Source organism: Pseudomonas sp. GM102 (assembly GCF_000282555.1).
Taxonomy (GTDB): domain Bacteria; phylum Pseudomonadota; class Gammaproteobacteria; order Pseudomonadales; family Pseudomonadaceae; genus Aquipseudomonas.
Genome location: NZ_AKJB01000084.1, coordinates 1 through 25,242 on the forward strand (window position 1 = coordinate 1; position 25,242 = coordinate 25,242).

Consider the following 25,242-nt stretch of genomic DNA (forward strand, 5'->3'; position numbering starts at 1 on the left):
GCCAGCCACTGGCGGCGGCCGAATCTTCCAGCAGGCGTACGGCGGCATCAATGGGGATGCGGTGTTCGGGCGCTTGCAGCAGCGCTTTACTCAGGCCGACGCCGGCCAGCACATCACGCGGGTTGAACCCCAGGTATTGGGTGACCTCCAGGTAGTTGGTCAACACGGCGGCGCGAACAAGCTTGGGCATGCGAAGGTCTTTCCTGGGCCGGTTGCGATTCAAATGAGCGTGGCGACTATATCCAGCACATCAGCAATTGAACAGTTGTGACGTTGTCGAGGTGACTCGCCCGATTCTGTCCAGAATCACCTCCGTTGTCGTCGAGCAAACGACGCTCACCCATTGATTACAGTGACCCACAGCGAAGCTGTGGGGCTTTTCGACCAATGGTCGGGGCACGCCAGCCTCTGCAAATCTGTCATGAAAAGAAAAGTGCCTGACGTCCAATGAAAAGCGCCTCGGGTGGGCGCTCTTTAATGTCAGTCCTACAAAAAGCCCCTGGCGATAGAGCCAGTCGAGTCATCGAGAAAGCGAAGGTGTTGAAGTGGACAAACTGCAAACTGCCGCAACCGTTCTGATCGTACCGGGTCTGCGTGAGCACGTTGCCGAGCATTGGCAAACGTTGCTTGAGGCAAGGCTCTGCAAAGTGCGCAGTGTGCCGCCGCTGGAAACCGACAAGCTCGATTGCGCCAAGCGGGTCGAAGCGATCCAGCACGCGCTGGAGCAGATCGACGGGCCGGTGATTCTGGTTGCTCACAGCGCCGGTGTGCTGATGGTCGCGCACTGGGCTGCGCAGCACAGTCGGCCGATCAAGGGCGCGCTGCTGGCCACGCCTCCGGATCTCGATGCTCATTGGCCACAAGGCTACCCGTCCGCTGAAACCCTGCGTACCCAGGGTTGGAATCCTCTACCAAAAGGGCCACTGCCGTTCCGCAGTCTGGTGGCCGTCAGTACCAACGACCACCTCGCCAGCCTGGATGCCGCCACTCGCCTGGCAGAAGGCTGGGGCAGTGAACTGCTCAACCTGGGCGAGGTGGGTCATCTCAATCCGGCAGCAGGGTTTGGCCACTGGCCGCAAGCCGAAGCACTCATCCTGGAGCTGGATCGCTAGTTCAGGCGCCGGTTGGCCCCAGCCATCCGGCATTTGCCCTCACTCCTGAAAAACGCAAACCCCTGAAACAAGGGTTGCGCGAGGGCGGCTGCGCTTAAAACAAATACAAAAAGGCGGAGAGACAACGCAATGCATAACAATAAGAGTCACGGGTTCGCACCCTCGCGTTACACCTTGTTGGCCTCGGCCATTCTGGCCGCCGCCGTGCCGGTCGCGCAGGCGGTCGAACTCGACACAGGTAACCCGGACTGGACCGTGCGTTTTGATAACACCGTGAAGTACAACTACGGCGTACGCACCGAAAGCGCCGACAAGCGCCTGTTGGCGACACCGAACAACAACGATGGCGACTACAACTTCCGCAAGGCCGGGACCAACATCACCAACCGTGTTGACCTGTTGACCGAAATGGATGTGGTCTACAAAAATCACATGGGCTTTCGCGTCAGCGCCGCCAGTTGGTATGACAAGGCCTACGAGAACACCGGCTCCAATTCCAACCCGTTCGTCAACGGCAATGACGCACGGTCGGGTTTGGTCGCCAACGATCCGCGCCTGGCCGGAGTCACCGGCGACAATGTCGGCAATGGCAGCCCGCACCTGAGCAACTACGCCCAGCGTTACTACACCGGTCCATCCGGCGAAATCCTCGATGCCTTCGTGTTCTACAGCACCGAAGTGGGTGAGGAGTCGCTGTTGAGCGTCAAGGCCGGTCAGCACAACGTGTTCTGGGGTGAAACCCTCCTCAACCCGGTGCACTCGGTCAGCTATGGCCAGTCCGGCCTGGACCTGGCCAAACTGGCTGCCTCGCCCGGTACCGAAGCCAAGGAGCTGTTCGTTCCGCGTAACCAGTTGTCGATGTCGTTCACCGTCAATCCCGAGTTGACCGTGGGCGCCCAGTATTTCCTCGATTGGGATGCCGCGCGCCTGCCCGAAGCCGGTACTTATTACGGCGGTTCCGATCTGGTCGGCTTCGGCGCGCAGTCGTTCCTGCTGGGCAACACCAATGGCGTGGTGCCGGGCAGTCCGCTGGGTTGTGGTCTGGCGCCCTGCAACGGGCTGACCAATGTGCGTCGCGGTCACGACCTGACGCCGGACAAGCGCGGAGACTGGGGCGTGATGGCCAAGTGGTCGCCGGCCTGGCTGGATGGCACCCTCGGTGTTTATTACCGCGAAACCTCGGAAATCCTGCCGCAAGCCTGGTTGAACGCCACTGGGTTGACCTCGGCCAATCCCAACGGCACCCCGCCTGCCGGCATGGTGCCGGCTGTGGTCAACACCCTCAATTCGTTGAGCACCAGCACCTATCAACTGGCCTATGCCGACAACATTCAGATCTTCGGCCTGAGTCTGTCCAAGGATGTGGGCGGCATCAGTGTGGGTTCGGACCTGAACATTCGTCACAACATGCCGCTGGCCAGTATTCCCGCCGTTGTCAGCTCGACAGGGCCGCGGGGTTTGGGCGCCGGTCTTGGGCTGTTGCCGGCCCGCACGGCGGCCACCGGGGTGATCTATGACACCCCGCAAAAGGGCGACAGCATGGCCGCCACCGGCGACACCTTGCACTGGACGCTCAACGGCCTGATGACCTTCCCGAAAACCCCGGTGTTCGATTCGGCCAGCCTGCTCGCCGAGTTGTACTATAGCAACCTGCTCAAGCTCGATAGCAAGAACGAAGCGCTCTACAAGGGCAAGGACACCTATCGCGGCATCGACCAGCCGACCCGGGACAACTGGGGCATCGCGGTCAACTTCACGCCGACCTGGTACCAGGTGTTTCCCGGCGTCGACCTCAACGCACCGATGTCCATCAACGTCGGCCTCGACGGCGTGTCACCGGTGTCCGGTGGCGGTGCCAAAGACACCGGCAACTATGCCGTGGGCGTGGGTGCCGTTGTGTACAACAAATACTTCATCGACCTGAAGTACGTGGACTCCTTCGGCAAGACCGACAAGTGCGACACCAGCGGTCTGAGCACCGGCGCGGCCAATGCCGGCAGCGGCGACGGCTCCACCCCCAATGCCTTTAGCGGCAATGAAAACTACGCGTGTTACGGCGGCGGCTACTCGGCCTTCTCCGGTGGTGGGGCCACGACTGAGGACCGTGGCGCCGTTTACCTGACGATGAAAACCACTTTTTGATGCACCACTGATTTGCTCAACGCAAGCAGGAGAATAACAAGATGAAATACGCAAAAACCGTGTTGGCTGCTTCGCTGGCCTTGGTCCTTGCCACCCAGGCACAGGCCGCTGTTTCAACTCAGGACGCCGCCAAATTGGGCAGCAGCCTGACCCTGGTGGGCGCTGAAAAGGCCGGGAACGCTGATGGTTCCATTCCCGCCTATGACGGTGGCCTGACCACGCCGCCGGCCAGTTTCAAATCCGGTGACAGCATGCGTCCGGATCCCTTCGTCAACGAAAAACCGTTGCTGGTGATCGATGGCAAGAACGTTGATCAGTACAAGGGCTTGCTCAGTGCGACCACGGCGGAACTGGCCAAGCGTTTCCCAAGCTTCCACGTCAATGTCTACCCGACCCACCGTACAGTCTCGTTGCCCAAGGCGGTGCTGGACAACGGTGTGAAAAATGCCACCGGCGCCAAGTCCCTCGAAGGCGGCCTGGCCATCGATAACGTACTCCCCGGCGTGCCGTTCCCGATTCCGCAGTCGGGCAACGAGGCCATGTGGAACTTCCTGTTGCGTTTTCAGGGCGTCAGCATCAACTCCAAGTACGACTCCTGGAACGTCGATTCCGCTGGCGTGCCGACCCTGGCGACCACCGGCCAGGCGTTCATTTCCTATCCGATCTACGAAAATCTCGCGCAGCCGATCAGCAGCGCCGACGTGTACTACCAGATGAAGCTGTCCTACACCGGCCCTGCGCGCCGGGCCGGTGAAGCGGTGATGCTCAAGGACGCCGCCAACCCGCTGCAGCAACCGCGCCGCGCCTGGCAGTACCTGCCTGGCCAGCGTCGGGTCAAACTGGCACCGAACCTGGCTTACGACACGCCTAACCCTGGCACCGCCGGCGCGGGCACCTACGACGATGTTTTCGTGTTCAACGGTGCGCTGGACCGCTACGACTGGAAGCTGGTGGGCAAGCAGGAAATGATCGTCCCTTACAACACCTACAAGCTGACCTACGCCCAGGACCCCAAGTCGCTGACCACCGCCAATCACCTGGCTCCCGATTACGTGCGTTGGGAAAAACACCGCGTCTGGGTGGTGGAGGGCAACCTCAAGTCCGGCGCCCGACACATCTATCAGAAGCGTCGCTTCTACCTCGATGAAGACAGCTGGACCGCTCTGGCCTCTGACCAATATGACGCCCGTGGTCAGCTGTACCGTGGCTCCTTCGCGTTCCTCAGCCAGAGCTACGACAAGCAGACCCCGGATTCCACGCCCTTCATGATTTACGACCTGGTGGGGGGTTCCTACAACATCAATGGCGTGGTCGGGCCTTACGGCGGTATCAAGTACATCGATCCGCTCTCCAAGGCGCAGTGGTCGCCTGAGTCCCTGGCCGGTAGCGGGATTCGCTAAGCAAACCGTGACAAAGCGTCCGTTCGGTCCGCTGCCGGCAAGGCAGGGGACCGCACGACGGTCGGCGCACGCCGATCGTTTCGGGCGCCAGGTTGGAACGTCAGGCACACGGACGTGTGTCCCGGCGCGGTTTTCCGAAGAGGACGCGGTATGTGTTCGTACAAAAATTATCTGCAACTGGCGCTCGGCGCTCTGCTCGCAATGTTGCAGGGCCTGAGCCAGGCGTCCGCTTATGTCGACGTGCTGGATCTGCCGGCCAGGGTCAGCGCCTTGGCCGTCAACAGCCCGTTATCCGGCATGGCCCGCGCCGGCGACCGCTTGGTCGCCGTCGGGCAGCGTGGCCACATTCTGTATTCCGATGATGCCGGCAAACACTGGCAGCAGGCCGCGGTGCCGGTCAGTGCCGACCTCAATGCCGTGAGTTTTCCTTCCGCCACCCAAGGCTGGGCGGTGGGCGGAGACGGCGTGGTGTTGCACAGCAGTGACGCGGGTGCGACCTGGCGCAAGCAACTGGACGGCCGCGAGATCGGTGCCTTGCTGGTCAAGCATTACAGCGCGTTGGCCAGTGCAGAACCGGGCAACGAACAATGGTCACTGCTGGTCGCTGAAGGTGAGCGCCTGATGGCGCAGGGCGCCGACAAACCGTTGCTCGATGTCTGGTTCGCCAACGACCGCCTCGGCTATGTGGTCGGGGTGTTCAACCTGATCTTGCGCACTGAGGACGGTGGCCAGAGCTGGACGCCGTTTCAGGACCGCACCGACAACCCGCAGGGCTTTCACCTCAACGCCATCGCCTCCACCGGCGATGCGCTGTACATCGCTGGCGAGCAGGGCTTGTTGCTCAAATGGGATGACGCCCAACAGCGGTTTGCCGCCGTGCAGACACCCTATCAAGGCAGTTTTTTCGGTGTGCTCGGCAAGCCCGGGGAAGCACTCGTCTATGGCTTGCGCGGCAATGTGCTGCGCAGCATCGATGGCGGTCACAGCTGGACCCCGCTGGACAGTGGCCTGCACGTCAGCATCACCGCCGGCATCGTCGATGCCGATGGCAATTACCGCTTGTTCACCCAAGGCGGGCAGATGCTGGTCAGCCAGGGCGCAGGCGCGCAATTGCATCTGGTTCAGCAACGGGCACCGACACCGGTGACCGGCGCCACTCAGTCCGCCGACGGTGCACTGGTGGTGGTTGGCAGCCGTGGTGCACGGACGCTGTCCGTTGATAAGCCCTCGAACCCTTAGAGCGAGAACCCAGACATGGGCCATACCAAACAAGAAACCATGCCGGTGATCCGCGATTTGCGGGATTTCGACCGCCATTCCGGCAACCGGCTGGAACGGCTGGTGTTCAACTACCGTCCGTTGTTCATGCTGCTGATGGCGCTGGCCACCGTGGTGTTGGGCTACATGGCGGCAACGCGCCTGGAGCTTCGCCCCAGCTTTGAAAAGATGATTCCGCAGAGCCAGCCGTACATTCAGAATTTCCTGGAGAACCGCCAGTCGCTGCGCGGTTTGGGCAACTCGGTACGGGTGGTGGTGGAGAACACTCAGGGCGATATTTTCGATCCCGCTTATCTCGACGTGCTCAAACAGGTCAACGATCAGTTGTTCGTCACCGAAGGCGTCGACCGTGCCTGGATGAAGTCGTTGTGGAGCCCGGCGGTGCGCTGGACCGAAGTCACTGAGGAAGGTTTCCAGGGTGGCCCGGTGATGCCTGATACCTACCAGGGCAAGCCGGAAGAAATAGAACAGCTGCGCCAGAACATTTCCCGTGCCGGCATCGTCGGCAGTCTGGTGGCCAGCGACTACAAATCGAGCATGCTCATCGTGCCGCTGCTGGACAAGGCTACGGCCAGCGGACAGCGCATCGACTACCACGCTTTTTCGCAAATGCTCGAGGAGCAGTTGCGCGACAAGATCGAGTTCGCCGGTGACAGCGCTGCACGCAAGGCCGGGGAGGAGGGCAAGGGCCAGTACAAAGTCCGGGTGATCGGTTTCGCCAAACTGATGGGCGACCTGATCGACGGGCTGATTCAGGTGATGATGTTCTTCGGCCTGGCCGTCGTCACGTCGCTGATCATCATTTACGCCTACACCCGTTGCGTGCGCAGCACCTTGCTGGTGGTCGGCTGCTCGCTGATTGCGGTGGTCTGGCAACTGGGCATCGTCGCCTGGCTCGGCTATGCCATCGACCCGTACTCGGTTTTGGTGCCGTTCCTGATTTTCGCCATTGGTGTGTCTCACGCGGCGCAGAAAATGAACGGGATCATGCAAGACATCGCCCGTGGCACCCACAGACTCATCGCCGCACGCTACACCTTCCGCCGCCTGTTCATTGCCGGTGTCACCGCGCTGCTGGCCGATGCTGTCGGGTTCGCGGTGCTGATGCTGATCGATATTCCGGTGATCCGCGACCTGGCGATCACCGCCAGCATCGGTGTGGCGGTGCTGATATTCACCTCGCTGTTGCTGATGCCGGTGGCACTGTCTTATGTCGGCGTCGGCACCAAGGCGGCCGAGCGTGCGCTGAAAATCGACACCCGTGCAGACGGGCACAAAGGCTTCGGCAAATTGTGGGACTTGCTCGATCGCTTCACCACGGCCAAATGGGCCACGGGAGCGGTTCTGGTTGCGGCGCTGATGGGCATCGGCGGCTTCATGGTCAGCCTGCAGTTGAAGATCGGCGACCTGGAAAGTGGCGCACCGGAGTTGCGTGCCGACTCTCGCTATAACCGTGACAACGCCTACATCACCAGCCACTACGCGCTGTCCAGCGACCTGTTCGCAGTGATGATCAAGACCGCGCCGGAAGGCTGCTTGAACTACAAGACGCTGGTCCTCGCCGACCGCCTGGCCTGGGAGCTGCAGCAGTATCCGGGCGTACAGGCCACGGCGTCGTTGGTCAACGCGGTGCGGCAAATCACCGCCGGTACTTATGAAGGCAATCCCAAGCTCAACAGCATCCAGCGCAATCAGGACGTGCTGAACTACGCCGCGCAGCAAGCCTCGGTCAACTCCCCGGAGTTGTTCAACACCGATTGCTCGTTGATGCCGGTGATCACCTTCCTCAAGGATCACAAGGCCGAGACCCTGGATGCCGTGGTGGGCATCGCCGAAAAGTTCGCCCGGGAGAACAACAGCGAAGATCGCCAGTTCCTGCTGGCGGCCGGGTCGGCCGGGATTGAAGCAGCGACCAACATTGTGGTGCGCGAGGCCAACCGCACCATGCTGCTGTACGTCTATGCGGCGGTGACGTTGTTCTGCCTGATCACCTTCCGCAGCTGGCGCGCCACGTTGGTTGCGTTGTTGCCGCTGGTGCTGACCTCGATCCTTTGCGAGGCGTTGATGGTGGCCATGGGCATTGGCGTGAAGGTCGCGACCCTGCCGGTGATCGCATTGGGCGTGGGCATCGGCGTGGACTACGCCTTGTACCTGCTCAGCGTGCAGTTGCATTACCAGCGCCAGGGCCTGCCGCTGAGTCAGGCTTACCGCAACGCCGTGTCGTTTACCGGCCGGGTGGTGGGCCTGGTGGGCATCACTTTGGCGGCCGGCGTGGTGTGCTGGGTCTGGTCGCCGATCAAGTTCCAGGCCGACATGGGCATCCTGCTGACCTTCATGTTCCTGTGGAACATGCTCGGCGCGCTGGTGCTGATTCCTGCCCTGTCGTACTTCCTGCTGCGTCACCCCGTTCCGCAAGCCCAAGTGGCGCAAGCCACTGAAACCGACACCTCTCAACGCCAGGGTATGCCGCATGCCCTGACCACTTCCGAGTAAGCCAACCATGTCTGATTACAAAGCTCCTTTGCGCGATATGCGCTTCGTACTCAACGAAGTCTTCCAGGTGTCCCGGCTATGGGCCCAATTGCCTGGCCTGGCCGAGGTGATCGATGAAGAAACGGCCGCCGCGATCCTTGAAGAGGCCGGCAAAATCAGTGGCGAAGTTATCGCACCGCTGAACCGCAGCAGCGACGAGCAGGGCTGCACCTGGAGCAACGGCGCGGTCCAGGCGCCGGACGGTTTTGTCGCGGCCTACCAGGCATTCGCCGAAGGCGGTTGGGTGGGTGTTGGCGGTGATCCGCAGTTCGGTGGCATGGGCATGCCCAAGGCGATTTCGGCTCAGGTCGAGGAGATGGTCAACTCGGCCAGTCTGTCGTTCGGCTTGTACCCGATGCTGACCGCCGGTGCGTGCCTGTCGATCAATGCCCACGCCAGTCAGGAACTCAAGGAACGCTATCTGCCGAACATGTACGCAGGCACCTGGACCGGTTCAATGTGCCTGACCGAGGCGCATGCCGGCACGGACCTGGGCCTGATTCGCACCCGTGCCGAACCTCAGGCCGACGGCAGTTTCAAGATCAGCGGCAGCAAGATTTTCATCACCGGCGGCGAGCACGACCTGACCGAAAACATCATTCATTTGGTGCTCGCCCGGTTGCCGGATGCGCCCGCCGGCCCCAAGGGGATTTCGCTGTTTCTGGTGCCCAAGGTGCTGGTCAATGACGATGGTTCGCTGGGTGAACGCAACTCGCTGTCCTGCGGTTCCATTGAACACAAGATGGGCATCAAGGCCTCTGCCACGTGCGTGATGAACTTTGACGGGGCGACTGGCTGGATCATCGATGCGCCGAACAAGGGCCTGGCGGCGATGTTCACCATGATGAACTACGAACGTTTGGGCGTGGGTATCCAGGGCCTGGCGTTGGGTGAGCGTTCGTACCAGAACGCCGTCGAATACGCCCGTGACCGCCTGCAAAGCCGTTCGCCGACGGGCGCGCAGAACAAGGACAAAGCCGCTGACCCAATCATCGTGCACCCGGATGTACGGCGCATGCTGTTGACCATGAAAGCCTTGAACGAAGGCGGGCGCGCGTTCTCCAGCTACGTGGCGCTGCAACTGGACACCGCCAAGTACAGCGATGACGCGGCAACCCGCACCCGCGCCCAGGAGCTGGTATCGCTGCTGACCCCGGTGGCCAAGGCGTTCCTCACCGACATGGGGCTGGAAACCACGGTGCATGGCCAGCAGATCTTCGGCGGCCACGGCTACATTCGCGAATGGGGCCAGGAGCAATTGGTTCGCGATGTGCGCATCACCCAGATCTACGAAGGCACCAACGGTATCCAGTCACTGGATTTGGCCGGGCGCAAAATCGTTGGCAGCGGCGGGGCGCTGTACCGGCTGTTCGCTTCGGAAATCCGCAACTTTACCGCCAATGCCTGCGCTGACCTCGGTGAGTTCACCAAACCGTTGAACGCCGCCGTCGACACCCTCGACGAACTGACCGCATGGCTGCTGGACCGGGCCCAGAACAATCCGAATGAAATCGGCGCGGCTTCGGTCGAGTACCTGCACGTGTTCGGCTACACAGCGTACGCCTACATGTGGACGCGAATGGCCAAGGCTGCCATGAGCACGCATTCCAAAGACGATTTCTACGCCAGCAAACTGGCCACCGCGCGCTTCTACTTCGCCCGTCTGCTGCCACGCATCCACTCGTTGAGCGCGTCGGCCAAGGCGGGCAGCGAATGCCTCTATCAATTGGATGCAGAGCAGTTCTGAGCCCACGTAAAAAGGACCGGGAACCCCAACCATGATGGCGACAAAAATAATTCCGCCCGCCGACGGCGCCTATGCCTATCCCTTGCTGATCAAGCAATTGTTGCTGTCCGGCGTGCGCTACGAACCGGGGCGGGAAATCGTCTATGCCGACAAACTGCGCTACAGCTACCAGACCCTCAACCGGCGGATCCGCCGGCTGGCCAACGCCTTGACCGCTGCCGGCGTGAAGGCCGGAGATACGGTGGCCCTGCTCGACTGGGACAGCCATCGCTACCTGGAATGCTTCTTTGCCGTACCGATGATCGGCGCGGTGCTGCATACCGTGAACATTCGTCTTTCGCCGGATCAGGTGCTCTTCACCATGAACCATGCCGAGGACGACCTGGTGCTGGTGCATGATGATTTCCTGCCGCTGGTTGAACAGATTCACGGGCGGCTTGAGACCGTCAAAGGTTACCTGCAACTCACGGACGACATAGCAACCGACACGTCGCTACCGGTGCTGGGGGAATATGAAAACCTGTTGTCCGGGTCGGCCGACCAGTACGACTTTCCCGATTTCGATGAGAACTCGGTGGCGACCCTGTTCTACACCACGGGCACCACTGGCGACCCTAAAGGCGTGTATTTCACCCACCGCCAATTGGTCCTGCACACCTTGAATGCCGTGGGCACGTTGGGCGTCTATCAAGGCCTGCCGTTGCTGCGTTCCGATGATGTATACATGCCCATCACCCCGATGTTTCACGTGCATGCCTGGGGTGTGCCGTATGTCGCCACCCTGATGGGGCTCAAGCAGGTGTACCCCGGCCGCTACGAACCCAACAGCCTGGTCAGGCTGTATCGTGAGGAAAAGGTCACTTTTTCCCATTGTGTGCCGACCATTTTGCAAATGATCCTGAGCTGTGAGGAAGCGGCACAGACCCGTTTTGATGGTTGGAAAATGCTTCTGGGCGGCAGTGCGCTGACATTAGGTATTGCCAGCGAAGCGAGTGCCAAAGGTATTCAGGTGCACAGCGGTTACGGCATGTCGGAAACCTGTCCGCTGCTGTGCCTGACTTACCTGCGTGACGAAGACCTCGCTCAATCCACGCAAACCCAACTGGCCACCCGCATCAAGACTGGCACGCCGGTGCCGATGGTCGACCTGAAAATCATCGATGCCAATGGCAATGACGTTGCCCATGACGGCGAGTCTCTGGGCGAGATCGTGGTGCGCGCACCCTGGCTGACCCAAGGCTATTTGAAGGAGCCCGAAAAGGGCGCCGAGTTGTGGCACAACGGTTGGATGCACACCGGCGATCTGGCCTCCATCGACGTCTTGGGAGGTGTGGAAATCAAAGATCGAATCAAGGATGTCATCAAGACGGGCGGGGAGTGGATCAGCTCTCTGGAACTGGAGAGCCTGATCAGCCAACACGCGGCGGTGATGTCGGTCGCGGTCGTGGGCATTGCCGATGAGCAATGGGGCGAACGGCCGATGGCGCTGGTGGTGTGCGAGCCTGGGCAGTATCTCGACCGCAAGATCCTCGAGGCGCACCTGCAAGGGTTTGTCGAGCGTGGCCGCATCAACAAATGGGCGATTCCCAAGCAGTTCAAATTCGTCGCGGAGATTCCTAAAACCAGCGTCGGGAAGATCAACAAGAAGCTCATCCGGGAAAACGAATTGAGCTGAAAAAGAAGATGGGGACCTAGGGGCGAGTGTTCGAATCACACCGTCCCGACCCTATGGTTCAATGACTAGCCCAATCTGCAAAGGTTGGGCTTTTTCATGCCCGAAAAATACCCGCGATTAAAAAAACCATCAGTAGCCACTCATTCCCCGGCTTTCGTCGATTTGATGAGATTGTTGCGCAGCTTCACGATCGCATTCTGCATCTGCGTGAACTCGTCCGGTGTCAGGCCCGTTGCGTCGGAGAGGCCCATTTCGGGACGGCCTTCGCGCAACTGTCGACCATTCTTTGTCAGACTGATCCGCACCTGCCGCTCGTCCTCGGGATCACGCTGCCTCTGTAGATAGCCCATCGCTTCCAGCTTCTTCAGGATCGGTGTGAGCGTGTTCGATTCGAGAAACAGCTTCTCGCCCAGGCTGCCCACGGTTTGATTGTCTTCCTCCCACAACGCAACGATGGTGATGTATTGCGTATAGGTGAGCCCCAGCTGCTCGAGTATCGGCTTGTAGGCTTTGCCGAAGGCCAGGTTCGTGGAATAGACCGCAAAACACAGGAAGTCGGAGAGCTTCAGGCTGGCGGGAGCCGTCTTGTCGGTGGGTTTCATGTGCTTCCTCGTTGGCCAAAGTTGAAGGCTCGCAAAGGCAAAATATACCGCGTATGCGATTGTGTCGGAACAGCTCTGACTTTCGACTGTGGCCGGTTCGGCAGTAACGTCGAACCGGCCATACGGTGAATCATGAGGTGGGGGCGTTTATGGCCACGTCGATGTAGTGTTGAAGGGTTTGTGATTCGCATACGCTTAAAGCGTATGCGACATATATGGCATGTCGACCGTGCGGTGCATCATGCCGTGAGAACGTTCAGGGCCACGTCAATGTTACCCCGCGTCGCTTTCGAGTACGGGCAAATTTGATCTGCGGTATGCGCCAGCGTCGTCGCGATGTCATGCGCCAGACCTGGTACGCGCAGAGTCAACCGAGCCTGGAGGAAGTACGCCGGACCGGTCTGACCCAGATCGACTTCGATGTCGACGGACAGATCAGACGGCAGCACCACGTTCATTTCATTGGCCACCAGCCCGACGGCGGCGGTGTAGCAGGCCGACCATGCGCCGGCGAACAGCTGCTCTGCGGTTGGGTGCGGTGCAATGGTTTTGAACTCGTGCACCAGTTTCGCGTTTCCAGGCGACGAGAGCTGGATGTCGAGGCTGCCGTTATGGCCCCGCGAAGTGTTGCCAGCGGCGCTAACGGTGGTGTGAGTCTTGCCGGTGGCCAGTACTTTTTCGATCTTGCTCATGGGGTGGATCCTCAACGTTTCAAAAGATGTGATTTATGTCTCGTATACGTTTGTATCGTATGCGATGTAATAATAATTGCGCAGGCCCCCATCGATGTCAATTGATCGCGTTGCGTCTGCCGACGAGTGGTGCGGCCACACAATAACGTCGACCGTTTCAACGATATGCCGAATTCGTCATCAACCTGACCTAAAGCGATCAAGCCGTGAGCCTTGGAATGGCCCACCCTGACCGGTCTGTCCAAGGAGATGAGCATGATCCGACTGACCCTGATCGAAGCCCGTGAACTGGCCGAATCGATCCTGTTGCACAACGGTTTTAATCTGGCCCACGCGCAAGCGGTGGCGGCGACGGTGATCGCCGGCGAGCGCGATGGCTGCGCCTCCCACGGTTTGTACCGGATTCTGGGTTGTGTGAATTCCCTGCGGGCCGGCAAGGTGTCGGCCGATGCCGAGCCGCAGGTGATCGACCAGGCGCCGTCGATCGTGCGGGTGGATGCTGGTGGTGGTTTTTCACAGTTGGCGTTTCAGGCCGGGCTTGGGTTGCTGGCGGAGAAAACCCGGGCCAACGGGATTGCGGCGTTGGCGATCAATCGCTGTGTGCATTTCTCGGCGCTGTGGGTGGAGATCGAGCAGTTGACCGCTACCGGGTTGGTGGCGCTGGCGTGTAATCCGAGCCATGCCTGGGTGGCACCGGCCGGGGGACGTGTGCCGGTGTTCGGCACCAATCCCATTGCCTTTGGCTGGCCGCGGGCGGGGCAGGATCCGTTTGTGTTCGACTTCGCCACCAGTGCGATTGCCCGTGGCGATATCGAGTTGCATCGACGTGCCGGCAAGGCGATTCCCGAGGGTTGGGGCGTGGACGCTGAGGGCCGGCCGAGCACCGATGCCAATGTGGTGCTCGATGGCGGTGCGATGCTGACGTTCGGTGGGCACAAGGGCTCGGCGCTGGCGGCAATGGTGGAGTTGATCGCCGGGCCTTTGATCGGTGATTTGACCAGTGCCGAGTCGCTGGCCTACGACGCGGGCAGCAAGTCGTCGCCGTACCATGGCGAGTTGATCATTGCGCTGGATCCGCGACGTTTTCTGGGGGCGGCCACTGAGGAACATTTGGCCCGGGCTGAAGTGTTGTTTCAGGGCATTGAAGGGCAGGGCGCACGCTTGCCATCGCAACGGCGTTATGCGGCGCGGGCACGAAGTGTGGTGGAGGGAGTACAGATTCCCGAGGCGCTGTACAACGACCTGAAAGCATTGCTGGCTTGAATGCGTGAAAACCTGTAGGAGCGAGGCTTGCCCGCGAAGGCGTCTCGACATTCACCATTGATGTCGTCTGATACACCGCCTTCGCGGGCAAGCCTCGCTCCTACAGGAGGTCGTGTTTTTACAGCGGTTCGCGGTGGATGTTGCCATCAACCAGTCGCGCAATGCCCAACGGGTTGGCGTTTTTCAGGGCGTCGGGCAGCAAGGCGTCCGGGCAGTTCTGGTAGCAAACCGGGCGCAGGAAGCGCTCGATGGCCAGGCTGCCGACCGAGGTGCCACGGGCATCGGAGGTCGCCGGATAAGGCCCGCCATGCACCATGGCGTCGCAGACTTCGACGCCGGTGGGGTAGCCGTTGAACAGCACGCGGCCGACCTTTTGCTCCAACAGTACCAACAGATCTGTGTGTTCCTTCAGATCCTGGGCTTCGCCAATCAACGTGGCGGTGAGTTGACCGTGTAAACTGTTCAGCGCTTGCCGCAACTCGGCCTTGTCGACCACTTCGACGACTAGGGTGGTCGGGCCGAACACTTCTTCCTGCAACAGCGGATCACCCTTGAACAGCAGACTGGCGTCGGCCTTGAACAGTTGTGGCCGCGCTTGATTGCCGTGCTGATCCTGGCCCGCCAGGCGGATTATTCCCGGATGGTCGAGCAAGGCCTGCACACCTTTTTCGTAGCTGCCGAGGGTGCCGGCGTTGAGCATGGTTTGCGCCGGTTGTTCGGCCATCAAGGCACTGAGCCGCGCGATGAAAGCGCTGAAGTGGGGTGAGCGCATACCGATCACCAACCCCGGATTGGTACAGAACTGACCGCAACCCTGGACCACCGACGCCACCAGTTCACCGGCGATTTTCTCGCCACGTACTTGCAAGGCTCCGGGCAAAACCAGCACCGGGTTGATGCTGCTCATTTCGGCGAACACCGGGATCGGTTGTGGCCGTGCGGCGGCCATGTCACAGAGGGCGCGACCACCTTTTAACGAGCCGGTGAAACCGACGGCCTGGATCGCCGGATGCTTGACCAGCGCTTCACCGACGCCTGCACCGTAGATCATGTTGAACACACCTTTGGGCATGTCGGTTTGCTCGGCGGCGCGGATGATTGCATCGGCCACGCGTTCGGCGGTCGCCATGTGTCCGCTGTGGGCCTTGAACACCACCGGGCAACCGGCGGCCAGGGCGGCAGCGGTGTCACCGCCGGCGGTGGAAAAGGCCAGCGGGAAATTACTGGCACCGAACACGGCCACCGGGCCGACGCCGATCCGGTATTGGCGCAGGTCGACCCGTGGCAGCGGCTGACGTTCGGGCAAGGCGCGGTCGATGCGCGCACCATAGAAATCGCCCCGGCGCAGAACCTGAGCGAACAGGCGCATTTGGCCGCTGGTACGGCTGCGTTCGCCTTGAATGCGCCCGGTCGGCAGGGCTGTTTCGCGGGTGACCAGAGCGACGAATTCATCATCCAGCGCATCCAGTTGCGTGGCGATCGCCTCAAGAAATTCTGCGCGGCGAGTTGCCGGCAGATTGCGGAAGATCGGGTAAGCGGCAGCAGCGGCCTGGGCGGCGGCGTCCACTTCCTCAGCGGTGGCTTGGATGAACGAGTAGGGCAGTGCTTCGCCGGTGCTGGCGTCGTGGCTTTGCAGAGTGATGCTGCCGGCGGCGCTGCGAGCGCCGCCGATGTAGTTGTGGCCGATGATTTGGAACATGGAAAAACTCCTGTCGGGAAAGGTGAGGCAGGACCGTTGCAGCTCAATCAAGGTGCTGAGCCGTGCGCTGTTTTGTGGCGAGCGAGCTTGCTCGCGTTGGGCTGCGTAGCGGCCCCAAAATAGCGGCAACAATTGCCTATTTTGCGAGTGCTGCGCACTCGAGCGGGAGCAAGCTCCCTCGCCACAGAGTGGGGTGTGACAGGTACAACGCTCAAACCAACTAATCACCCCGGCGTGCCATGGCCGGCGCGGCGCTATCCAGCGCAGCAATACGCGCAGCGGATTCGGCATCCACCAGGTGTAACGACTTGCCACGGGTTTCCCGGGTCAGGCCGACGGCCACGATGGAGATCAGCGCGGCGCCCACCAGGTACCAGGCGATGGGTGTCGAGCTGTGATATTTGTTGAGCAGGGTGATGGCGATCAGCGGTGCCAGGGAACCAGCGAAAATCGGCGCCACCTGGTAGCACAGTGAAAGGGCGGTGTAGCGCACATGGGTCGGGAACATTTCGGCCATCAGCGCCGAGTAGGGCGCATAGGTCATCGACTCGATGCCCAGGCCCAGGATGATCGCCGCCATGATCAGCCAGTTGTTGCCGGTGTCCATCATCGGGAAACCGACAAAGCCCCAGAACGCGGTGAGTACCGCGCCGGTCAGGTAGATCGGTTTGCGCCCGACGATATCCGACAGATAGCCCATCAACGGAATCAGGAAGAAGTGCACCAAGTGCGCGCCGAACATCAGCAGCAGGATTTCCGAGGTGTCCTTGTGCACCACCAGTTTCAGGTAGGTGATCGAAAAGGTGACCACGGTGTAATAGAGGATGTTCTCGGCAAAGCGTGCGCCAATCCCGACCAGCACGGCGCGCCAGTGATGACGCAGCACTTCGACCACGCCCAGCTGTTGCTGCTTGGTCTGCGCTTGACGGGCCTGGGCTTCTTTGAAGATCGGCGCGTCATCGACGCTGGTGCGAATCCAGTAGCCGATCAGCACCACCACCGCCGAGAACCAGAACGCCACGCGCCAGCCCCAAGCGAGGAATTGTTCTTCCGACAGGTTCGATGACAACAGCAGCAGCGCGACGGTGGCCACCAGGTTGCCGGCCGGCACCCCGGCTTGCGGCCAACTGGCCCAGAAGCCTCGGCGATTGTCGGGGCAGTGTTCGGACACCAGCAAAATCGCACCGCCCCATTCACCACCAAAGGCAAAGCCCTGGATCAGCCGCAGCAGCACCAATAACACCGGCGCGGCATAGCCGATCTGGTCGAAGCCGGGCAGGCAGCCCATCAGGAAAGTGGTGATGCCGACCACCACCAGGCTCAGTTGCAACAGGCGTTTTCGGCCGAATTTGTCACCGTAGTGACCGAACACCAGACCGCCCAGTGGGCGAGCGAGAAAGCCGACCGCGTACAGGGCGAAAGCGGCAATGATGCCGTCGATGGGGCTGTCGGTCTGGCGGAAGAACAACTGGCCGAAGACCAGTGCGGAGGCTGTGCCGTAGAGAAAGAATTCGTACCACTCGGCGACGGTGCCAGCCATGGCGGCGGCCACTACGCGTTTGAGTCCCGAGGGGGTGGTTGCGCTTTGCGTGTGTAGAGGATTGGACATGCTGGCGTTTCCTGTAGGGGCGCAAAAACAGGCAGCCGGGCCGGGTCCGCAAAGACCCGCCCGGCAATCACTCAGAGACCGACGTCTGGCAACTCCGGACGGTTAGCCAAGGCCTTGGCCATGATCTGCTCGACGAACACCCGATCGGCTTCCGGCAGTGCCAGGCGTGGCGGACGGGTCAGCGCACTGCCGCGACCGGCGATGGCTTCACAGAGCTTGATGCACTGCACCAGGTCGGCACGGGCATCGAGGTGCAGGATCGGCATCAGCCATTCGTAGATCGGCATGGCTTCGGCAAAGCGACCGGCCTTGGCCAGACGGAAGATGGTTTCGCCTTCTTTCGGGAACACGTTGGACATGCCCGAGACCCAGCCCTCGGCACCCACCGCGATGCTTTCCAGCACCACATCGTCGAGACCTGCGAACAGCACGAAACGGTCGCCGACTTCATTGCGCACGTCGATGAAACGGCGGGTATCGCCGGACGAATCCTTGAAGCACACCACGTTGTCGCAGTCGGCCAGGGAAATCAGGATGTCCGGGGTGACGTCGTTTTTGTAGATCGGCGGGTTGTTGTAGACCATCAGCGGTACGTCGGCGTTTTTTGCCACGTAGCGGTAGTGCTCGGCGGTCTCGAACGGCTTGGAGCCGTAGACCAGCGCCGGCATCAGCATCACGCCGTCGACGCCGACCCGGCGCACGGCATTGGCGACCTTGGCCGCTTGCACGCTGGTGAACTCGGCCACACCGCAGATCACTGGCACGCGACCCCGGGAGGCGTCGACCGCGACTTCGGTCACGGCGATTTTTTCTTCGGCGGTCAATGAGGTGTTTTCCCCCACCGAACCGCACACCACCAGGCCTGAGACGCCGTCACGGATCACGTTGGAAATCACCTGATGGGTTTTTTCCAGGTTGATGGAGAAGTCATCGTTGAATTGAGTGGTCACCGCGGGGAAGACGCCACTCCAGTTAATACGTTTGCTCATTGTTGCCTCCGGTTCGTTTTTGTATTTCGTATACGATATTTCAAGTGGCAATGTTCGGCTAGTGCTTTTTTCAATCAATCAGGTTTTTTTGCTGGTGGGTGAAATCACTGTGGCTAGGGAGCTTGTGTGGTGAGGCAGCCCTTGTGGTAAGGGGGCTTTTGTGGCGAGGGAGCTTGCTCCCGTTCGGCTGCGCAGCAGTCGTGAAACCAGAGTACCGATTGTTTCAGACAAACCGCGATTACAGCATTGGGGCTGCTGCGCAACCCAGCGGGAGCAAGCTCCCTCGCCACAGAAGCTGCCTTGCCACAAAAGCACCTTCTCCATACAAACATCCTCGCCACAAAAGCTCTGCTTCGGCGTCAGGCACCCGGCCACGTGTCTGACAGGCGATAGCCTTGTGGCCACGGATCGCTCGGGTCGAGCAGCAATTGGTGGGTGCCGGTGATCCAGGCCCGGCCGGATATGCATGGGTAGATCGCTGGGCGTCCGGCCACTTCGGTCAGGGAGTCGATGCGGCAGTGGAATTCGGAACCGATGATCGAACGGCCAATAAAGCGCTCGCCCACGTGCATCAAGCCCTTGGCCTGCAGCACCGCCATGCGCGCCGAGCAACCGGTGCCGGTGGGCGAGCGGTCGATCTTGCCGGGTTGAATCACTACCGCGTTGGCACCCGTGGCGATGCCATTTTCAACGACGATGGGCGCGGCAATCTGGCAGAAGGAAATATGCGACCACTCGGGGTTCAGCGGATGGACGAAGCCCAGCTGTTCATTGGCCGCGCGAGTGATTTTCAGCCCGACCGCCACTAGGTCGGCAGCCTCATCGGGGCGAATGGAAAAGCCCAGTCGTTCAGCGTCGGCGATCACAAAACTGTCGCCGCCGTACGCAGTGTCAACCTGCAACGAGCCGAGGCCTTCGACTTCGATCCAGGCGTCGAGGCGATCAGCGAAGGAGGGCACGTTCTTGATTTCTACCCGCTCGACCTTGCCGTCACGGCAGTCGGCCACGGCCTCGATCAGGCCGCCGGGCGCTTCGAGTATCAGTCGGGTTTGCGGTTCGGTCATCGGCAGGATGCCGCTGTCGAGCAGCACCGTGGCGACGCACAGCGAATTGGAACCGGACATCGGTGGCGTGTCCGCCGGTTCCATGATGATCCAGGCCATCTGTGCCCTTGGGTCCTTGGCCGGCACCAGCAGGTTGACGTGGCGGAACACGCCGCCGCGAGGTTCGTTGAGGACGAAGTTGCGCAGTGTCTGGTCCTTGGCGATCCAGCGCGATTGTTCCCAAACGGTGGCCCCGGGCGGCGGGGCGACGCCGCCGACGATCACATCACCGACTTCACCTTCGGCGTGGCAACTGACTACATGAATGACTTTTGATGAGCGCATGGTTTGATCCTTTTTCTGTCTGTGCGGGCCCCTTCGCGGGCAAGCCTCGCTCCTACATTTATCTGTGGCGGTCACCGACTTTGTGTACACCACCCAACCCTGTAGGAGCGAGGCTTGCCCGCGAAGGGGCCAGCCGTTACTTCACCGATTTCAGAAACGCCGCAGTCTCCGCATGCACCGGATTACCAATCACCTGATCCGGCGAACCAATCTCATGCACCAGCCCATTGCGAAAGAACGCCACACGATCAGACACATCGCGGGCAAAGCGGATTTCGTGGGTCACCAGCACCATGGTCATGCCGTCTTCGGCGAGCATGCGCATGGTGTCCAGCACCTCGCCGACCAATTGCGGATCGAGGGCCGACGTGGCTTCGTCGAACAGCATGTAGTCCGGCGACATGGCCAGGGCGCGGGCAATCGCCATGCGCTGTTGCTGACCACCGGACAACTTGCCCGGGAAGGTCTTGAGCTTGTCGCCAAGGCCCACGTGGGTCAGTTGCTGCACCGCCAGTTCCTCGGCCTCGCGCTTGCTTTTACCCAAGACTTTGCGCGGGGCAAGCATCACGTTCTCCAGCACTGTCAGGTGCGGGAAGGCGTTCCATTGCTGGAACACGATGCCGATTTTCTGCCGCAGGCGATTGAGGTCGGTGGCGCTGTCGTGGACCTCGACGCCGTCGACGCGAATGCTGCCTTTCTGGATCGGTTCCAGGCCGTTGATGCACATCAGCAGGGTCGATTTGCCGGAGCCCGAGCCGCCGATGATCGACACCACCTCGCCCTTGTTCACCGTCAGGCTGACACCCTTGACCACGGCGAGGTCGCCGAAGGATTTATGTACGTTGTCGATCTCAATCATTTTCTTGCCACCTTCTTTCCAGACGAGCGCCCAGGCGTGCGACCACCAGGCTCATGACGTAGTAAATAAGGCCCGCGATGCACAGCACCAGCAGCGGTTCCTGGATGCGGGTGACGATGGTTTGCGAGGCGCGCAGCAGTTCGACGATGCCGATCCACATCACCAGTGCGGTGTCTTTCATCACGCCGAGCACCAGGTTCAGCCAGCCGGGAAACGCCACCCGGGTGGCCATCGGCAGGACGATCCAGCGCAGGTCCTGCAGGAAGCTCAGGCCCAGCGAGCGACTGGCCCGGCGCAGGGTGAACGGCACCGAAAGCACACCAGCGCGCACGATCTCGGTGAAGTACGCAGCGGCGTAAACCCCCAGCACGATGCAGCCGACGCTGAAGGCGCTGATGTTCAAGCCGACGATGCTTTTGAGCGAGTTGAACAGCACGAACTGGATCAGCAACGGCACGCTGCGAAACACGTCCAGCACCCAGGCCAAGGGCAAACTGGCCCGTGGCAACAAGGCCCGCAGCAGACCGAAGAGCAAGCCGGCGAGGGAGCCGAGCATGATCGACCAGAACGTCAGTTGCAGCGTGACCCAGGCGCCATTGAGCAGGAACAACAGGTCATTGGAGGAAAAACCGGTGGCAAACATGGACAGCTCCTCAGTAACGGAACAACCGCCAGGCCATCAGCCGGGCTGCCGCGACGATCGCCTTGGCAATCAGGTAATACAGCACCGCTGCAATGGCGAAGAACTCGAAGGTGCGGAACGTTTTGACGTTGTAATCCTGGGTCACGCCGGTCAGGTCATTGTTCAGTCCGACGATCACCCCCAGCGACGTCATCAGCACCGCCCAGACCATCTGATTAGTCAGTGGGTAGAAGACGATCCGCAGCAACTGCGGGACGATGATCATGCGGTAGGCCTGGAAGGCGCTCATGCCCAGCGAACGTGCGGCGCGCACTTGTGTGTCCGGTACGGCCTTGAGGCCTCCGCGAAAGTTCTCCGCCAGATACCCGGCATTGTTGAAGGTGATCCCGGCCAGCAGGGCGAGCCATGAACTGACGTGCAGGCCCAGCGAGCCGAGGCCGAAGTAGAGGACGTAGATCTGGAACAGCGACGGGGTGTTGCGCGCGATCGATACCCAGCCGTTGCCGATGCCGCGCAGCAGCGGGTTTTTGCTTTCGCGCATCACGGTCAGGGCCAGGGCGATCAGTACGCCGAAAATCATCGACAGCGCAGCGGTCTCGAAGGTGACCAGGGCACCGGCAAGCATGTCCGGCAGGGCGCGCAGCGCTGAGCGCCATTGGAAGCTGTAATCAAACATGCGCAGGGCTCTCCAGTAGGGCGGCAGGTTGTAGCCACGCCGGCAGGCGCCCGCTGGCGGTGGCATTGCAGGCGGCATCGACGCATTCTTTGATGCTGGCGAAATGCACCTTGCGGCCCACCAGGCCGGGTGCGTAATGGGCGTATTTGCCGGAGTTGGTCATCAAGGTTTTTGCGGCCAGCGGGATCACCGGTTCGCCGAGCATGCACCAGCAGGTATCGGTGACCAGGGTGGCGCCGAAAGCTTCGATCACGGCGATATGCCCGGCTTCGCGAGCCTGCTCCAGTACGGCACGGCCGCAGGTAATGGCGAGGACCACGTCAGGGTGTTTGTGCCGGCCGATGCACAATCGCGCGAGGTGGGCGAACTCGCTGAAGGAGAAATGCGGATTGCCCAGCGACACCACATCCACCCGGCTGTCGCGGGCACTGTTGAGTTCGCGCCAGCTGAGCAATAGATCGTTCAGTCGGATTTTTTCCACGGGTAGAAACCCATCCACTTCCAGCACCTGCGCCGGGTCGATAGCCTCCGGGGTTATCCCGGCGATATGGAACAAAGGCGCGGCGGAGGTGGTGGCAAATGCCGCGCCGAAAGCCTTGAGGTCGTCCAGGCTCGGCTGGCGGTTTTCCAACCCGCGCACCAGTGGAATCCGGCTGCCCGCCAGCGCGCCGATGTGGTAACCGAGCAGCGGGTAGAAGGCGTCGTCCAGTTCACCCAAGGCGGGTAACTCGATTTGCAGGCCAGCCTTGCGTTGCGCGTCCAAATGGCAGCCGATCAACGGGGCGCGACCGGTCAGCGCGATGCAGATGTCCAGGTAGTCCGGGTACTTCAGGGTGCGTGCGCCGAGCACGCTGTTGGCGTAAACCACCGCGTTGGATTCGGCCCAGACGATCTGCTCGCCGGCCTTCGGCGCGCTGTCGAGCAGGTAGGGCGCGCAGGTGAAACTCAGCTGTGCACCCATCGCCATATAGGCATCGCCCAAGGCACTGGCCGGTTCACCGAGGGCCGGGTCGATGCCCAGCTCGCGCCAGCGGCGCTGGTCCACGGAAATCGAATTGAGGGTGGTGGGCACCCGCACTGTTGCTCCCCATTGCACCAACTGTTGGGCAAAACGCAGGCTCGCCGGTCCCGTGTAGATACAGCCGTCGATGTGCGCCTGAGTGACGTCCAGCAGACTGTGCGCACCTTGCAATTCGGCCATGCGCAAAACGATCTGCATGGCCACCTGCGCGGCCTTGCCATACTGGCCGTCGAGCAACGCCCGGTCGTGTTCGGTGAGTTCGATCGCGGTGGCAATATCGGTGCTCGGCAAGAGGCTGCCGAGTGCCTGCCAGGCATCGCCCGGCAGGTGCTCGAACAGACTCAGCGTTGTGTCCTCGACCCGAGCGAAGGCCTTGCCGCGCAGGGCGGCGAAGGCCTCCCGGCCGATGCACAGCACCGGCAGGGAACGCTCGAAAATGGTCTGTGCCACGAGCACACCCAGGGTCAGGATCTCATCGGGTTCGGCCAGCACCAATGCCGCGGGTGCGTGACCGTTGCTGATCAGTTCCATCAACACGCTACTGCCGGTGCACGAGCCGCGACCGCTGGGGATGGCCAGCACGCGGCCGGCCAGGTATTCGCCGCTGAGCGGGTGGTGACGGTCAATGATCTCGCCGCTATACGGATCGACCCCGCCCCAGAAACTCAACCCGATATCGGCGAACAGCAGGGCGCCCTCGGCGGCGCCCGCGACCAGGCTGCGACCGGTCAGAGAAGTGGGCCTAGGCATGCCGGACACCTTAGTAGTAGACCTGTGGCACGGTCAGGTTGGTCGGCGAAATTTCAGTGCCAACCCATTTGACGAACAACTCCTTGTAACGACCGGTGCGCACCTGCTGGTTGACGAACAGGTTGAGGTAATTGAGCAGGCCATACTCGTTGCGCTTGGCGCCGAGGGAAACGTAGTCGATCACGTACGGCGCGTTCCCGGCGACTTTCAGGTTTTTGTATTTGCCCGACTTGAGGGTGGCGGCGGCCACGGTGTTGGTGACCACGGTGGCGGCGATATGGCCTTGGGCGACGGCAAGCAACGTGTCGTTTTGCGACTGATAGGCACGGAAGGTACCGGTGCCCCAGCTCTTCACGTCTTTCTCCAGAGCGATGGCTTCATAGGTGCCGCTGGTGTTGCCGACGGGTTTGCCCTTGAGGTCATCGAAGCTATTGATGCCGGTGTCGTCGCGGGTCAGCACCACCATCTGGAAGGCAAAGTAAGGCACGGTGAGGCCGACGGTCTTGGCCCGTTCGAGGGTGTCGGAGGTGGAGGCGACGATCACGTCGGCCCGCCCGGAAACGAGCGCCGGAATGCGGTCCGGGAATGGCGTCTCGACCACTTCGGCGTCGACCCCAAGGATTTTCGCCAGGTCATGGCAGTAGTCCACGTCAAAACCGGCCGGGTTGTTACCGGCATCGCGAAAACCCATGGGCGGGAAATCCAGGGTCACGGCGCAGCGCAGCTTGCCCGAACCGATGATGTCGTCGAGCTTGTCGGCCTGAGCGGTGGCGATAAAAGAGGTACTGAGAACAGCGCTGAGGGCTACGGCAAATGCGGGGTTTTTCATAGAGGCCTCGTTGATGTGAAGTGCTGTTGGATATCGTATTGGGGATTTCGTATACGATATTAACAATAGCAATCAACGTGCCCATTTCCAGGCCGAGGCGTGAATTTATTGTCAGGCCTTGAAGTAGAGGTGTTGGAGTGGCGCAATTGGATGTCGTGAAAGTTTGGACCCGCAACGGCAGGTGTTACAGATGGGAGCAATGGTTGTGCGGAGCGCCCCTTTAAGGAACACCGGGCCTGCTGATCGTTCCCACGCTCCGCGTGGGAATGCCTCAACGGACGCTCTGCGTTCGGCTCTGGAAGGGACGCGGAGCATCCCGGGCTGCATTCCCACGCA

At 61.1% G+C, this 25,242-nt stretch carries 20 protein-coding genes; 8 read left to right on the top strand and 12 right to left on the bottom strand.

Annotation, left to right across the window (positions count from 1 at the left end):
• The coding region (locus tag PMI18_RS08945; RefSeq protein WP_007903689.1) for an AraC family transcriptional regulator ligand-binding domain-containing protein at positions 1 to 190 on the bottom strand (190 nt) is incomplete at its 3' end.
• A gap of 355 nt (positions 191 to 545) precedes the next feature.
• On the opposite strand from PMI18_RS08945, the gene PMI18_RS08940 reads away from it, so the two are divergent.
• From PMI18_RS08940 to PMI18_RS08910, 7 genes are all read left to right on the top strand, one after another.
• Positions 546 to 1,112, top strand: coding sequence for an RBBP9/YdeN family alpha/beta hydrolase (locus PMI18_RS08940; protein ID WP_007903690.1), 567 nt, complete (start codon positions 546 to 548; stop codon positions 1,110 to 1,112).
• 129 nt (positions 1,113 to 1,241) lie between these two features.
• Complete coding sequence (locus PMI18_RS08935) at positions 1,242 to 3,254, top strand: DUF1302 domain-containing protein (protein ID WP_007903691.1); 2,013 nt, start codon at positions 1,242 to 1,244, stop codon at positions 3,252 to 3,254.
• A 41-nt stretch (positions 3,255 to 3,295) separates the two neighbouring features.
• Positions 3,296 to 4,654, top strand: a complete 1,359-nt coding sequence (locus PMI18_RS08930) for a DUF1329 domain-containing protein (protein ID WP_007903692.1) — start codon at positions 3,296 to 3,298, stop codon at positions 4,652 to 4,654.
• 150 nt (positions 4,655 to 4,804) lie between these two features.
• On the top strand, positions 4,805 to 5,893 hold the full coding sequence (locus tag PMI18_RS08925; protein WP_007903693.1) for a WD40/YVTN/BNR-like repeat-containing protein: 1,089 nt from the start codon (positions 4,805 to 4,807) through the stop codon (positions 5,891 to 5,893).
• A gap of 15 nt (positions 5,894 to 5,908) precedes the next feature.
• Positions 5,909 to 8,425 carry an efflux RND transporter permease subunit gene (locus tag PMI18_RS08920; protein WP_007903694.1) on the top strand — a complete coding sequence of 839 codons (2,517 nt, stop codon included), beginning with the start codon at positions 5,909 to 5,911 and terminating at the stop codon, positions 8,423 to 8,425.
• A 7-nt stretch (positions 8,426 to 8,432) separates the two neighbouring features.
• Positions 8,433 to 10,211, top strand: a complete 1,779-nt coding sequence (locus PMI18_RS08915) for an acyl-CoA dehydrogenase C-terminal domain-containing protein (RefSeq protein WP_007903695.1) — start codon at positions 8,433 to 8,435, stop codon at positions 10,209 to 10,211.
• 31 nt (positions 10,212 to 10,242) lie between these two features.
• Entirely contained in the window at positions 10,243 to 11,886 is a 1,644-nt protein-coding gene (locus tag PMI18_RS08910) for a fatty acid--CoA ligase (protein WP_007903696.1), read from the top strand.
• 140 nt (positions 11,887 to 12,026) lie between these two features.
• On the opposite strand, the gene PMI18_RS08905 is transcribed toward PMI18_RS08910, so the two are convergent.
• Together PMI18_RS08905 and PMI18_RS08900 are read right to left on the bottom strand one after the other, a co-directional pair.
• Positions 12,027 to 12,488: a MarR family winged helix-turn-helix transcriptional regulator gene (locus PMI18_RS08905; protein WP_007903698.1), complete on the bottom strand. Its 462-nt coding sequence runs from the start codon at positions 12,486 to 12,488 to the stop codon at positions 12,027 to 12,029.
• Positions 12,489 to 12,727: 239 nt separating this feature from the next.
• Positions 12,728 to 13,180, bottom strand: a complete 453-nt coding sequence (locus PMI18_RS08900) for an Ohr family peroxiredoxin (protein WP_007903700.1) — start codon at positions 13,178 to 13,180, stop codon at positions 12,728 to 12,730.
• 255 nt (positions 13,181 to 13,435) lie between these two features.
• Here PMI18_RS08900 and PMI18_RS08895 point away from each other — a divergent pair, with 255 nt between their 5' ends.
• Positions 13,436 to 14,443 carry an Ldh family oxidoreductase gene (locus PMI18_RS08895; RefSeq protein WP_007903701.1) on the top strand — a complete coding sequence of 336 codons (1,008 nt, stop codon included), beginning with the start codon at positions 13,436 to 13,438 and terminating at the stop codon, positions 14,441 to 14,443.
• Between the two features lie 118 nt (positions 14,444 to 14,561).
• Here PMI18_RS08895 and PMI18_RS08890 read toward each other — a convergent pair whose 3' ends face one another.
• The 9 genes from PMI18_RS08890 to PMI18_RS08850 all read right to left on the bottom strand — a co-directional run bounded on the left by PMI18_RS08890 (position 14,562) and on the right by PMI18_RS08850 (position 24,906).
• The gene (locus tag PMI18_RS08890) at positions 14,562 to 16,142 is read right to left on the bottom strand and encodes an aldehyde dehydrogenase (NADP(+)) (RefSeq protein ID WP_007903702.1); all 1,581 of its coding nucleotides are present in this window, start codon (positions 16,140 to 16,142) and stop codon (positions 14,562 to 14,564) included.
• Positions 16,143 to 16,362: 220 nt separating this feature from the next.
• A complete protein-coding gene (abaF, locus tag PMI18_RS08885; protein ID WP_007903710.1) occupies positions 16,363 to 17,751 on the bottom strand; it encodes a fosfomycin efflux MFS transporter AbaF in 1,389 nt (462 codons plus the stop codon).
• 71 nt (positions 17,752 to 17,822) lie between these two features.
• Positions 17,823 to 18,740 (bottom strand): dihydrodipicolinate synthase family protein, encoded by a 918-nt coding sequence (locus PMI18_RS08880; protein WP_007903713.1) that lies wholly within the window; start codon positions 18,738 to 18,740, stop codon positions 17,823 to 17,825.
• Positions 18,741 to 19,099: 359 nt separating this feature from the next.
• Positions 19,100 to 20,128, bottom strand: coding sequence for a trans-3-hydroxy-L-proline dehydratase (locus tag PMI18_RS08875; RefSeq protein ID WP_007903714.1), 1,029 nt, complete (start codon positions 20,126 to 20,128; stop codon positions 19,100 to 19,102).
• Between the two features lie 136 nt (positions 20,129 to 20,264).
• Complete coding sequence (locus tag PMI18_RS08870) at positions 20,265 to 20,987, bottom strand: amino acid ABC transporter ATP-binding protein (protein WP_007903722.1); 723 nt, start codon at positions 20,985 to 20,987, stop codon at positions 20,265 to 20,267.
• Positions 20,980 to 21,630, bottom strand: a complete 651-nt coding sequence (locus PMI18_RS08865) for an amino acid ABC transporter permease (protein WP_007903724.1) — start codon at positions 21,628 to 21,630, stop codon at positions 20,980 to 20,982. The genes PMI18_RS08870 and PMI18_RS08865 overlap by 8 nt, the downstream gene beginning before the upstream one ends.
• A 10-nt stretch (positions 21,631 to 21,640) precedes the next feature.
• Complete coding sequence (locus tag PMI18_RS08860; protein WP_007903733.1) at positions 21,641 to 22,306, bottom strand: amino acid ABC transporter permease; 666 nt, start codon at positions 22,304 to 22,306, stop codon at positions 21,641 to 21,643.
• Positions 22,299 to 24,077: a cis-3-hydroxy-L-proline dehydratase gene (gene lhpI, locus PMI18_RS08855; protein WP_007903734.1), complete on the bottom strand. Its 1,779-nt coding sequence runs from the start codon at positions 24,075 to 24,077 to the stop codon at positions 22,299 to 22,301. The genes PMI18_RS08860 and lhpI overlap by 8 nt, the downstream gene beginning before the upstream one ends.
• Positions 24,078 to 24,087: 10 nt before the next feature.
• Positions 24,088 to 24,906 carry an ABC transporter substrate-binding protein gene (locus tag PMI18_RS08850; protein ID WP_007903735.1) on the bottom strand — a complete coding sequence of 273 codons (819 nt, stop codon included), beginning with the start codon at positions 24,904 to 24,906 and terminating at the stop codon, positions 24,088 to 24,090.
• Between the last annotated feature and the right edge of the window lie 336 nt (positions 24,907 to 25,242).